Annotated in this window: 9 protein-coding genes; 3 read left to right on the top strand and 6 right to left on the bottom strand. The window is 42.6% G+C overall.

The window, feature by feature from the left end; translation table 11 throughout:
* Position 1: 1 nt before the first annotated feature.
* Genes R3D86_12710 through R3D86_12725 form a run of 4 tightly spaced genes read right to left on the bottom strand, consistent with a single transcriptional unit; the run spans position 2 to position 3,806 of the window.
* On the bottom strand, positions 2 to 1,711 hold the full coding sequence (locus tag R3D86_12710; GenBank protein MEZ5759074.1) for a hypothetical protein: 1,710 nt from the start codon (positions 1,709 to 1,711) through the stop codon (positions 2 to 4).
* A gap of 9 nt (positions 1,712 to 1,720) precedes the next feature.
* On the bottom strand, positions 1,721 to 2,515 hold the full coding sequence (locus R3D86_12715) for a class I SAM-dependent methyltransferase (protein MEZ5759075.1): 795 nt from the start codon (positions 2,513 to 2,515) through the stop codon (positions 1,721 to 1,723).
* Entirely contained in the window at positions 2,512 to 2,847 is a 336-nt protein-coding gene (locus R3D86_12720; protein MEZ5759076.1) for an SMR family transporter, read from the bottom strand. The genes R3D86_12715 and R3D86_12720 overlap by 4 nt, the downstream gene beginning before the upstream one ends.
* A complete protein-coding gene (locus R3D86_12725) occupies positions 2,844 to 3,806 on the bottom strand; it encodes a glycosyltransferase family 2 protein (GenBank protein ID MEZ5759077.1) in 963 nt (320 codons plus the stop codon). Before R3D86_12725 ends, R3D86_12720 begins: the two co-directional genes overlap by 4 nt.
* Before the next feature lie 213 nt (positions 3,807 to 4,019).
* On the opposite strand from R3D86_12725, the gene R3D86_12730 reads away from it, so the two are divergent.
* The 3 genes from R3D86_12730 to R3D86_12740 are packed head-to-tail and all read left to right on the top strand — an operon-like array spanning position 4,020 to position 8,123.
* A complete protein-coding gene (locus tag R3D86_12730) occupies positions 4,020 to 5,870 on the top strand; it encodes an FAD/NAD(P)-binding protein (protein MEZ5759078.1) in 1,851 nt (616 codons plus the stop codon).
* A complete protein-coding gene (locus R3D86_12735; GenBank protein MEZ5759079.1) occupies positions 5,870 to 7,261 on the top strand; it encodes a hypothetical protein in 1,392 nt (463 codons plus the stop codon). The genes R3D86_12730 and R3D86_12735 overlap by 1 nt, the downstream gene beginning before the upstream one ends.
* A gap of 25 nt (positions 7,262 to 7,286) precedes the next feature.
* Positions 7,287 to 8,123: an MBL fold metallo-hydrolase gene (locus tag R3D86_12740; protein MEZ5759080.1), complete on the top strand. Its 837-nt coding sequence runs from the start codon at positions 7,287 to 7,289 to the stop codon at positions 8,121 to 8,123.
* A gap of 33 nt (positions 8,124 to 8,156) precedes the next feature.
* On the opposite strand, the gene R3D86_12745 is transcribed toward R3D86_12740, so the two are convergent.
* A complete protein-coding gene (locus R3D86_12745; GenBank protein MEZ5759081.1) occupies positions 8,157 to 11,498 on the bottom strand; it encodes a hypothetical protein in 3,342 nt (1,113 codons plus the stop codon).
* Positions 11,499 to 11,777: 279 nt separating this feature from the next.
* Positions 11,778 to 13,137, bottom strand: a 1,360-nt coding sequence (locus R3D86_12750; GenBank protein MEZ5759082.1) for a calcium-binding protein, incomplete at its 5' end; no start/stop codon positions are given.

Genomic DNA, 13,137 nt, shown 5'->3' on the forward strand with positions numbered 1-13,137 from the left:
ATTAGTTCCGAAGCAGATAATATTCCATACCCCCGACCGTTTCCAGAAGGTCATATCTGCTTTTTATATACTGATATATTTTAAGTGAATTTTCCGTGTTATATTTATCATCCGGCGTATAGAACACCATGCGCGGCGCGTTGGTTTTAAGTGTCGTCATAACATCATCATACTGTTCGGCTTTATGAATACCGAATGAGCTGTTAAAAAAACGAAACGGATTTTTCCGCCCTGTAATATAATAAATTTCTGAGTTTGATGGAAATGCAAATATGGTTTCATTCTGACCGACATGCTTATCCACCAGATCAATGATATGATGGTAGGTTGCCGCTTCATTTTCCCTGAGCCAGAGACCTACATTTCCCGCAAAGAAAACTTCATTTTCTGCCGTTCTTTCACCACGCAGTATTTGCGGGATAAAGCGGTTAGAGGACTGCCCTGCATGGAAATAAAGGGCAATTGTGCATATATAAAAGCTCAATAAAGCCATACAGTTTCTTTTTAATGCATTGGCTGAACCCCACATCCATAATATGGCGCAGAGCGACAGACCAACCGTATAATATAAATAAATGAAAATCTGATAATGCACAGTGACCAGAGCATAAAAAATCGCAATAAACGGCAGGGCCGATAACATCAACCTATCCTGATTCCGGCCACAAATTTTCAAAAAAGATACTATTCCCAACACAGGAGTAATCAGGATTAACAAAATCCAGTATAGGTTATTCAAAAGCACATCAAATGGCGGCAGTTTGGTGATTGAAACCACACTGAAAATCAGAAAATCCAGAAAACTTCTTTTCTGTATAAAGTTGAGCTCCGTCAGTGACATCGCCGAAATAACCGTGTCATTATACCAGCTCGAAAGTGAACCATGATAAATATGATAAATAAGAAGCGGTGCCGCAGCCAGAATTCCCCCGATCAACATTTTGCCCAAAATTTTAAGAAGCGTTTTATTATCCACCGACACACGGAAGAAACCGTTTATCAGTAATGACAAAGGCCATAACCCGAATAAAATTATGGCGGAAGCAGGCACTTTCATAAACAGATAACCGCTAAGACCCAAAATCATCACTGCAAATAAAAGTTTGGAAATCACCGCATTTTTAAGCGATATATTTTCCGCCTTCGAATAAAGAATATAGCACACCGCCCCCATTGAAGTTATAACGCCGGAAAGCTGCCGAAACAGGAACAGTGTGATCAAAAGATAGCCGATGACCAGAAATTTATATTTGTAATTTTCCGGTATTTTCTGAAAAGCAACAATGGTCAGGATTGTCAGGAAAAGGCCATACCAGTTGGCTGTCGGATTTAAATATTGAATGAAGGAAAGCGATGAAAGTACCAGTACCCCACATAATGCCACGACCGGGCCTTTGGGGTTCAGGAGCCAGAAAATGAGCGCCGCCTGTATAAGCCCCATAATCACAATAGGAATTCGCATACTGACCATTTCATTTCCAAACAGGGCAAATGCCGCCGCATTGATGAAATTGATATACCCAAAATGAACATCATGAATATCCAGATTCAGTATTTCACCGGATAAAATCCTGTCCGCTACATGGGCATAGGCCCCGTCATCCGGAGGATACCAGTAATGGTTATAAAAATGCAAAAGCACACTGAAGCTGAAAACCATACCAATGGCGAAATAGATATTTTGTTTTGATAGAGCGACCATTTTGTTCATGATCGGCCCCTAATCTTTCCGCCAGACGGAAAGAGTGGCGAATGAAAAACAGGCCCCGATGAAATTGGCATAAAAAAGCCGGTCAATCAGAAATGTCAGCTTCACCAGCCACTTGCCACCTATATTTAAAAGTGGAAACGCATCGGGATTATAAAACAGTACATAGGATAAAAGTCCGGGATAATGCAGGCGCAGCGGATTAAAACCGGCATTTTTAAAAAAGCCTTTTAGTTCGGAAACGGCAAAATCCCGCTCTGTTTCTTCATCAAAAAGTGGGTTCTTCTGATATATTTTCCGGCGCACCCACTTTGTAACCGGGTTGCCGTAAGTCGGTTCGAAATTAATGAACATGCCGCCCTTTTTAAGCCCGCCGCTTAAGTTCTTAACAACCTGTGCCGCATGGTTTGGGACATGATGAAGCCCGCCGATGAGAATGATTATGTCAAAATTATCTGCTTCCGGTTGAAATCTGGTCGCATCTTCCTGCCGGATATCAAGGTCCGGATGTTGAGATTTTAAATCATTCACCACAACATCACTATAATCAAATCCACTATAGTCAATATCCAGCCCCAGATGATCGATAATCAGGGTTCGTCCTTCGGCAAATCCACACATGGCTTCAAGCACTTTATATTTTTTGGCCTTATCGAACGCCAGCCCTTTAAGACAGTGGTGCCAGATCAATTGCTTGATCAGCAGATGTTTTTCGCCGCTTCTGGCTTCCTTATATTTTCCGGCGATTGAATTAAAATGGGTCTTCTGCTGCTCAATAAGCTGCTTTTCCTGACTGTCGGGTTTCATATGTGCGTCTCACCCGTTGCCACAAATGAAATTCCGGCAATAATCAAGGCCACACCGATCAGGTGGGAAACGCTTAAATTTTCCTTTAAAATAAAATATCCGGCGATCTGGGTGGCGACCACAAGTCCACCTGCCGCAATGGGAAAGGCAAGGGATAAAGCAATTCTGGTTACAATCACATACCAGATCAGAAAGCCAAGTCCGTAAAAAAATATGCCGGCAATCCCCTTAGTGGATATCAGTGCCCCGTCAGATTGTTTAAGAAAAACGAGTCCGGTGACACTCGTGATGATGTAGACCAGCATAATTAAAATATTTGACAGAATGGTCATGGTTTAATCCCCTTCCGATCGGCAGCATAATTTTCACTGATAATATAAGGAGGGCGCCCCTGTAGTGATTTATGAATACGGGCCAGATAGATACCTATGATGCCGATATTAAAAAACAGAACACCAAATAGAAGCGATGTAACCCCGATCGTTGATGCCCAACCGGGCACAGCGACCCCTTGGGTATAAATATAAAAAGTATACCCCAGTTCAATAAAGGACAGAATACTGGTAATCGCCCCGATCCATACCCCGATTTTAAGGGGCACTGTTGAATATGATATGATGGCACCTGTAGCGAGCCTTATCATCCGCCCTAATGTAAATTTGGTTGATCCCTGATGTCTTGAGCTGGCAATAAACTTTACCTGCCTGACATCAAAGCCTACCCATTGGATGGCCCCTCTTAAAAATATATCCACATCCCCGAAGGAAATAATTTCGTCTCTTACCTTACGATCAATAAGCCGGAAATCTGAACTGCCCTTTTCAAGGGGAAGGTCGGAAAGTACAGAAAAAATCTTATAAAACTGCTTTGAAAAATATCGCTTAAAGGGCCCTGCCGTTTCCTTATCCTCACGGATGGTGTTAACGATCTTGGCTCCAGCTTTCCATTCATTAACCAGTTTTTCAATCACTTCCGGCGGATGCTGAAGATCACCGTCCATGCTGATGATTGCCTGCCCCTTCGCCAGCTTTAGCCCCGCAAAAATCGCATGCTGATGTCCAAAATTTCTGGAAAAGCGGATGGCTCTGACCTCCGGATAATTATTACAGGATTCCTGAATATTGGACCATGTATTATCCCGGCTTCCATCATCAACCAGAATAACTTCATATGATAAGCCAATGTTTTTTAAGGATAAATCCAGTCTTTCCACCAGTGTGGAAATATTATCCTGTTCGTTATAAAGCGGCACTACGACCGACAAAACCGGGTCCGATTTACTTTCTGTCACTCTGGCCAACCTCTTTTAATCCTAAAATCTGTTCTTAAATCAATGTCTTGGCATTTTCATTTTTGAAATGTCAGCATAGAGGATTATAGCTAATTAAAGGTTAAACTTTTAACGAACTTGCCGAATAACCATAAAACTGAATAGGGATAAATCATACTTGCAATTTAACCCTATTCCCTCTACCGTACCCTTAATCAGATAAGGGAACAAAAAATGAAAAAAGACATCACCCGCCGGGATTTTTTAAACGGAACACAAATTGCCATTGGCGCAACAATTATGACCCCATGGATCGTATCATGCGGCGTTGAACCAAATGCAAAATCGACAGATAATGGATTTACATTAAGCAAAGATTATTATCCGCCTGCCAAGAACGGTCTGCGTGGCAGCCATGATGGCTCATGGGAAACTATGCATGCGCGCGTAATGGGTGAAGACTGGCAAACCGATATCATTGATGATGAATATGATCTGGTAATTGTAGGCGGCGGGATCAGCGGCCTATCATCGGCTTATTTTTATCGTCAGAAACACCCCGATGCCAAAATTCTTATCCTCGATAACCATGACGATTTTGGCGGTCATGCCAAACGTAATGAATTTAAGCATGGTGACAATACCCGCATCAGCTATGGCGGCACAGAAGCCATTGACACACCATCTTCCTACCCACAGGTGGCACTTGATCTTTTAAAGGATATCGGCATTGATCTGGATAAATTCTACACCGCCTTCAAACAGGATCTTTATCCGTCCAAAGGGCTTGGTTTTTCAATCGTGTTTGATAAAGAAAATTTTGGCGAAACAAAACATGTGACCGGTTACGGTCAGAAATCATGGGAAGAATTCGCGGCCGAAGCACCACTGACGGACAAAGCAAGAGCGGATTTCATCCGCGTCCAGACGGCTGAAGTCGATTATCTTGAAGGAACACCGGTTGAGGAAAAATTCAAAATCCTTAAGAAAACAGGATATTCAAGCTTCCTTCGTGATTATGTGAAGGTTGATGAACAGGTCATCAACATTTATCAGCATTGGGGGATGAGCTTCTGGTGTGTTGATATGGAAGAAGTTCCAACAACATCCGTTCAATATTATGATGGCGGTATTCCTGGTGTTGATTATACATTGCCAATCCATACCGGTCGTGGGGATGATCCCTATATTTTCCATTTTCCCGATGGCAATGCCTCTGTTGCGCGTCTCTTGGTTCGAAAACTGATACCTGAAGCAATGCCGGGTACAACCATGGAAGATGTCGTGACCACGAAAGCCGATTATTCGAAACTTGACCGCAATGATCAAAATGTCAATATCCGCTTAAACAGCACTGTCGTTCACGCGGTTAATACAGAAGATGGAAAAGCCGTAGAAGTAACCTATGTGCGTGATGAAGTACCTCATAAGGTTCGCGGCAAAAAATGTATCATGGCCTGCTATAATATGGCCATTCCTTTTATCTGTCCTGAAATGTCTGAAAAACAAAAGGAAAATCTGGCCTTTAATGTGAAAGTTCCGCTCGTTTATACCAAAGTGCTGATTAATAACTGGCAGCCGTTTATCAAAATGAAAACCAGCTTCGTTTATTTTACCGGCGGTTTTTATAAACAGGCCGAGCTGGATTACCCAGTCTCCATTGGCGATTATAAATGTTCTGAATCCCCTGATGAGCCGATTATCGTCCATATGTGTCATGTGCCCTTATTTACCGATATAAAAGGCCCGGAACAATGGCGCGAAGGACGCCGGCAAATCCTGACAACCACCTTTGAAGAATTTGAAGGCCACGTCAAAGAACAGCTTACACAGGCTTTCGGCGAAGTCGGTTTTGATGCTGACCGCGATATTGAGGCTATTACCGTCAACCGTTGGCCGCATGGGTATGCCTATAGCAATGACCTGCTCTGGGGTGAGGAATTCGCAGAAGAGGATAAACCATGGGTTATTGGCCGTCAGCCATTTGGCAATATTCACATTGCCAACTCAGATTCTGATGCCAATGCAACAACAAAAGCAGCCATCAAAGAAGCCCACCGTGCAGTGAAGGAAATTCTGGCCTGATGAAAAAAGCGGTTTTAAGCGAAATTGACTGGCCGGAATTCGGCATCGGCGAACGCCCGGCCGATATTTCACTGGATGAATATCTTAAAAGACTTCAAATGGTTCGTGAGGCCATGGAAGTCCGTGGCTATAGCCATCTTCTGATTTATGCTGACCGGGAGCATTTCGCCAACCTTACATGGATGTGCAATATTGATCCGCGTTTTGAAGAAGCATTGCTTATTTTACGCTTTGACGCCAAACCCCTGATCCTGATCGGTAATGAATGCGAAGGGTATTTGCCCCACAGCCCGCTTTATAAAAGTGGCGATATGCGATCAGAGCTTTATCAACCATTTTCACTGCTTAATCAGGGGCGTGATAAAAGCAGAACGCTAGGCGAAATATTTGCCGAAGAAGGCATGGATGAAAACGCCAGAATCGGCGCAGTCGGTTGGAAATATTTTGGGGAAAATGAGGATCCTGCAGGACAACTTGCCCTTGATATTCCCAGCTTTATTGCAGATGCGGCACGTAAAGTCGCCGGCCATGATCAAGTCGATAATGCAACCGATCTTTTCATGCATCCGGGATATGGTTTTCGCTCTGTTGTTTCTGTCGATGAAATTGCCATATTTGAATATTCCAACATTAAAACATCAGAAGCCGTAAAAAGAATTTTGTTCGGCATGCGTGAGGGAATGAGTGATTTTGAGGTTGCAAAATTTATAGAATGGGATGGAGAGCCGCTCGGCTGCCATCCGACCTTTGCCAGCGGAAATCTCCCCGGTCTATGTGGACCACAAGGCAGAATCTTAAGCAAAGGTGATGTCTTTTCATTTAACGTCTGTTACTGGGGAAGCAACATTTGCCGTGCCGGCTGGGTCGCGGAAAGTGCCAATGATCTGCCCGCCGGAGCTCAAGATTATATCAATGCTTTTGCAGCACCCTATTTTGAAGCCATGGCAAACTGGTTTCGGAATTTGCGGATCGGCACCAAAGGCAAACTGCTCCATGATATAATTTATGGAACACTTCCTTTTGAAAAATTCGGTATCTTTTTAAATGCTGGCCATCTCATTCATCTTGATGAATGGGTCAGTTCGCCGATCTATGAGGGATCGGACCTGCCCATCCGCTCCGGTATGATGTTTCAGGTAGACGTCATCCCCTCGTCCCCCATTTACGGTTCAACCCGAATGGAAGACGGCATTGTTATTGCTGATGCGGAGCTGCGTGCAAAGCTTAAAATAATCCATCCGGAATGCTATGATCGTTGCATGAAAAGACGCGATTTCATGATCAACACACTCGGGTTTGATTTGCCGGAGGAAATATTGCCTCTGTCCAATATTCCGGCCATTGTCCCACCATGGTTCTTAAAACCGGAGCATATTCTGATACTGAAATAACAACAACGGATATAGGGTTAATCACATGCTGCAAAAATATTTATATTTTTTGATTTTCTTCATGATATGTCAACCCTCCTTTGTGAATTCCGCAGAACTCTGCCATATTGCCAATGCAGGTTTTTATGTATCAGACGGAAGTAGTAGTGTGTTATTTGATGCATTATTTGCGGACGGTCTGGAAGGTTATGCAACAGCCACTAAACAACTTGAGGAAAAACTCGAAAATGCAGAAGAACCATTTGATAATGTAAAAATGATAGTCGTCACTCATTTTCATGATGATCATATGAAACCTGCACCGATTATAAAGCATTTGTCTTCCAACCCCAAAGCCGTGGGTCTTATGACCGAACAAGCCTATAACATATTAAAAGATGATAATCTGTCCGAAAATAATGACCATAGAATAATGCACATTACACCTTTTATTGGAACACAGCATTCATATATTGATTTACCCTTTCCAACCACAGTATTTGGTATCAGCCATGGTGAGAAAAACCCAACTGAAAATATTGGTGTCATGATTGAAATTGACGGACAATCAATAATGCATGTAGGCGATATTGATGCCAAACTTGAAGATCTCCTCAAGGCCGGAACCAATCTGGCCAAGATAGACTGGTTACTTATACCTTATTGGGCTCTTACCGATGAGGAAGGAATTAATTTGGTAAAAACCGCCTTTAATGCCAGACATATAGTACCAATGCATTTTAATACAGATGAAAATAACTGGATTAAAGAGCATGGTGGTATGACAGCGATCAAAAATAAAATTTATGAGTCTTTACCTAATATGGTTAAACTGGACAAAGAAATGCAGTGTATAAATATAAACGGTAAGAATGTCCCCTGAAATAATGCATAGAAGACAGATCTAAAATACTATTTACCACACGATCTTTTCTATATTCTCAAAATCAATGGATCCGCCATCATCAAAAGTAATTGTCCCGCTGGCATCATGGGAAAGCAGAATTTCACCGGCATTGTCATCAGTTGATTGAATGGATGAACCATTATCAAGGGTCAAAGTCCAACCAACTTCATGGAACTCACCACTAAACCCATCTAGATTTATTGTGTCAGTCCATGCCATTCCACTACCACCATCGACAATATCATTTCCCTGGTGGGCGAGGAATGTAAGCGTGTCATCGCCATCCCCGCCAAATAACTTATCATTTCCAGCACCGCCATCTATCTGGTCATTGCCGGTTGAGGTCCAGATTACATCATCGCCATCCCCACCATGAACAGTAATACCCTGATCATAGGTATATTTGCTTGAGGTCATATCGACTATGTCATTACCATCGCCCATGTCAATTTCTTCAATATTCTGTATTCTGGCCTCACTGCCGGACGCGAAGCTACTTATCCCATCATCTAGGAATAAGGCATCATCTCCGGAAGAGCCCTGAATTGTGTCATGACCATCCCCACCATCAAAAACATCACTTGAACGATTATGGCCAGCTAAACCAGCATTTTCACCCGTTTCAACGTTATGGGCTTTGTTTCCGTTCCAAATACTGTCACTGTTATAGATCAAGGTATCGTCCCCATCACCGCCCTGCAAATTTTCGGCACCGACGGTCCCCTGAACGGTAATTCCGTGAACCGGGTCACTAATCTCTAAAAAGACGCTTACATCAACATTAACATCTTGATAGTCATGATCTCCGCCATCATCAAGATCTTCCCAGTTTTGATTTCCATCTTCAGAACTATCAATCATATGATTAACACCGTCAGAATTGAGGGCCATATCGCTGAAATAAGCTGGCGCATTTTCAGCGCTGGAGAGAGCATGCCCATCCACCATCGGTGTCCAATGACCGTTAATTTGCTCAAAAGTTACGGTTTCACCGCCTGACAGACCCGAATTTTCATCATTACCGTCCGGAATAATGAAAAACCCGACACTCGCGCCACCCGGATAATCGCTTGTATTAAATGTTATCATATTATCTGAAAAGCTTTTGACATTATCCTCAACAATCATTCCGCCAATCGGATTGCCGTCCGCATCAGCAACATAAAAACCATGGGAACTGTTATATCCGGCATCAGAAGATACATAATTGACATTTAACGTCACTATCCCACCGGCTGATATATCGTAAACACCATTTGACTGATTAAGCTCGACAGAAGATGGTTCCTGCTCATTCCCTTGGGCATTTTCAGCATTATTGTTTTCTGACGAATTCCCAGGTGCTTCCTGATCACCATTACCATATCCGTTATTGTCATGAAATTCATTTTCATCTTCTTGATCGTCGTCACTATCATGGTGTCCGTGATCATGATCCTCACTTTGGTGACCGTGACCGTGATCATCATCTTCATCATCTTCATCTTCATCTTCATCATCGTGATGGTCGTGATCATCATCTTCATCATCTTCATCATCGTGATGGTCGTGATGGTCGTGATCATCATCATCATCATCAATGTTTATTTCCTGTAATGCAGCAGCTTGCGCTTGAGCAGACTGCTCTGCCGCAGATTCCACTGCCAAAGAATTATCAGCAAACTGAATCGTTTCTACAGAATCAATAATATCCGTGCCATTTCGGCCTCCCACTGTATCTTCAATTGTATATGTACCATCATCATTTTCAGTTATAATATAATCTGCCTGGTTACCTGAAAGTAATACTGTATCATTACCAGCACCCCCGACAATCACATCGTCGCCGGCAGAACCCGTAATGGTATCATGACCCGATCCGCCGTCAATCTTCTCAATATCCGTCAGCACCGTATCGCTGAAGTCCATATTGTTATTCGATCCGTCACCGGCAATCGACACGCCGCTGTGGCCATCGCCACTGATTTCCTCAATACTGTCTTCCGGATTAAAATGATTGTTGATACCGATCGTTACATTATCGTCAGTCGCAACAATCCGGTCCGACCCGCTGCCACCGTCAAAATCATCATAGCCGTCACCCTGACCAATCTCAAAGGTATCATCACCTTCACCGCCCGATAACGTATCATTACCAGCACCCCCGACAATCACATCGTCGCCGGCAGAACCCGTAATGGTATCATGACCACCATAACCAAATATTTTTTCCCCTGCCTGAGTACTTTCAAGCGTGTTATTCGAATTATTTCCCTCTATAACATTGATTTCTGGTTCGCTAACGACCTGCTCATTTACCGGATTTTCTGAAGTTCCCTGTTCCGGCTCATCCTCTTGGGTATTTTCAGCATTATTATTTTCTGACGAGTTTCCGGGTGATTCCTGATCACCATTGCCGTTGCCGTTATTGGCTTGGTTTCCGCCTTCTGTCCCTTCTTCTTCATCATCCTGGGCCTGCTGGTCTTCTGAACCGGCTTGCTGCTGCTCGTCCTCTTGGGCATTTTCAGCATTATTATTTTCTGACGAGTTTCCAGGTGCTTCCTGATCGCCATTGCCATTGCCGTTATTGGCTTGGCTTTCGCCTTCAGCTCCTTCTTCTTCATTTTCCGACTGGGCCTGCTGATCTTCTAAACCTGACTGATCCTGTTGAAAGTCAAGGCCAACAACATTCTGATTTGTAGGTTGCCCATCTGAATTTTCCGATGAGTTATTTTCTGCTAAAGAATTCTGATCATATGACACGTCATTATTACTAACGTCGCCATTTTGCCCCGAAGAAGAGCTGGATAATTCTGAATTTTCTTTATCGGAAAATTCAGCCTCCAATAATGCGTGCATTTCAGCAACATGACTACCCCCACCTGATGATGGGTCTTCGGTACTGTCCACGCCCGAGCCATCTTTAAAAGTTACAGCTTCTTCTGTAACGGTGACATCATCGGGTCTCTCAAATTTGATGGCACCTGAAGATCTGCCTGCGGAAAACAGAAAGTCTTTCAGATGTACGCCACTGTCATAAAACCCGAAAATATTTACACTGTCCTGACCAGGACTCTGAAATTGACTATGTTCAGTAGAACTTATGGACCCAAAATCAATCGAATGCTCAGCTTTTTGTTTGTAATCCGCTTGGAGGTCTAGCTTTTCACCTTTTTCGTCACTGATTTTGTCTGAAATATGAATATTTGAGCGTGTCTGCGTATCTGATGAATGATCCCATTTTTCCCCTGACAGACGGTGTTCAGGATTTTCAAAATTTTTATCGCTAATCTCTTGATAAAAATATGGATCATCATCAATCTGATTTATAACTTTCGAATTTTGTCCTTTTGATGATTGGTCAGCCATCATTCTCTCCACAAGCAAAGTCGCTCACTAACAATTTGATTATTTTTATCAGAAAATAGTGAAGAAGTGGTTGTCTTTGATGGTAAATGATTTGTTAAAATTATTTTATGACATCATTAAAAAATTAAATAAAATTCTTTATTAACAATGTTTTATATAAAATTAGAAATATGTAAAATAGGAAAATATTTAAAATTTTATTCAAATTAAAACGAAAATAATAAAGGCATTCCATCTGAAATGCCTTTATTCATTCTGGGTATAATAAGTTGGCAGACAATTTTACCAGCTTATTTTCTCTATATTCTCAAAAGTGATAGATCCGCCTTCATCAAAAGTAATTGTGCCATCAGCATCATGTGAGAGCAGCATTTCACCGGCATTGTCATCCGTTGACTGAATGGATGAACCATTATCAAGTACAAGCGTCCAGCCGACTTCATGCTCAAGTCCGTTAAAGCCGCTTAGCTCAATTGTATCAACCCATGAGCAACCGGAACCTCCATGAACTTTATCATCGCCATCGCCAAGACCAAAAATGAAAATATCATTTCCATCACCGCCATGAAGATTATCATTTCCGGTTCCGCCTATTATTACATCATTTCCATCTTCACCATGAATTGTATCTTTGCCTGATCCGCCAAATAGTAAATCATTGCCGCTGCCACCATGAATGGTATCCAGGCCACTACCACCGTAGATGGTATCGTTTCCGCTACCACCAAATAAGGCATCATTTCCAGCGCCGCCGTAAAGCTCATCATCTCCACACTGACCGTTCAGGTCATCATTGCCGCTTCCTCCAACCAGTATATCGTCATTCCCGCCGCCATATAGCTTATCATTACCCCCCTCGCCATCAATATAGTTTTTATTCTCATCACCATAAATCTGGTCATTGGTGTCATGTCCATATGTTTCATCATATCCTTCTGGTACAGCCGGTCCTTCATCAAAATTTTCTTCCGGCACGCCAATTTGTGCATTGGCAAAAGAGGTTTCAGCATCACTATTGCTGACCTCAGTAGACGTAAGTGCCGCTGTAAGATTAAATTCCTGATGACCTTTCGGAACCGAAATACATAGCCCTTCAATTTCCTCAGGACTAAAGGTCCAGGTACCATCATGATTATTGATCCCGACTGGATTCATCTCCCCATTGACAAAGAAAGTATCATCCGGCACGCCGCCTATAATAACATCGGAAAGATTTTCAGAACCATCTGTATCAGTAAGGGCTGTTGCAATCGTTACGGCAAACAATTGTGTGTTTTGAACCAGATTATTTTGATCATAACTGATCGTTTTAATAAAATAATCACTATTTCCTTCAACCCCGTTGGTCACATCTTTATCAGCGGTGAAAATAACCTGATCAAATGTAACACCGCCCCCAGGATTTATTGACAATGGCATTTCACCACCCCCGGCGATACCGGTAAATGTGCCATTTCCGACCACCACACCATTTTCGTAAAGTGTGTAATAGCCGATTTCGTCCTGTGATGTATTATCATCATTCTGAAATAGATGGGTAATGGTTAAGTCCATGGAAGAAATACTCTTGTCCAATGAAATAATAAGCTCCTCGGACTGATTTAAATTCTCAACATAGCCAATTTGTTCGTTCGGGCCATCA

This window comes from Emcibacteraceae bacterium, from assembly GCA_041396985.1.
In the GTDB taxonomy this organism is placed as follows: domain Bacteria; phylum Pseudomonadota; class Alphaproteobacteria; order Sphingomonadales; family Emcibacteraceae; genus Pseudemcibacter.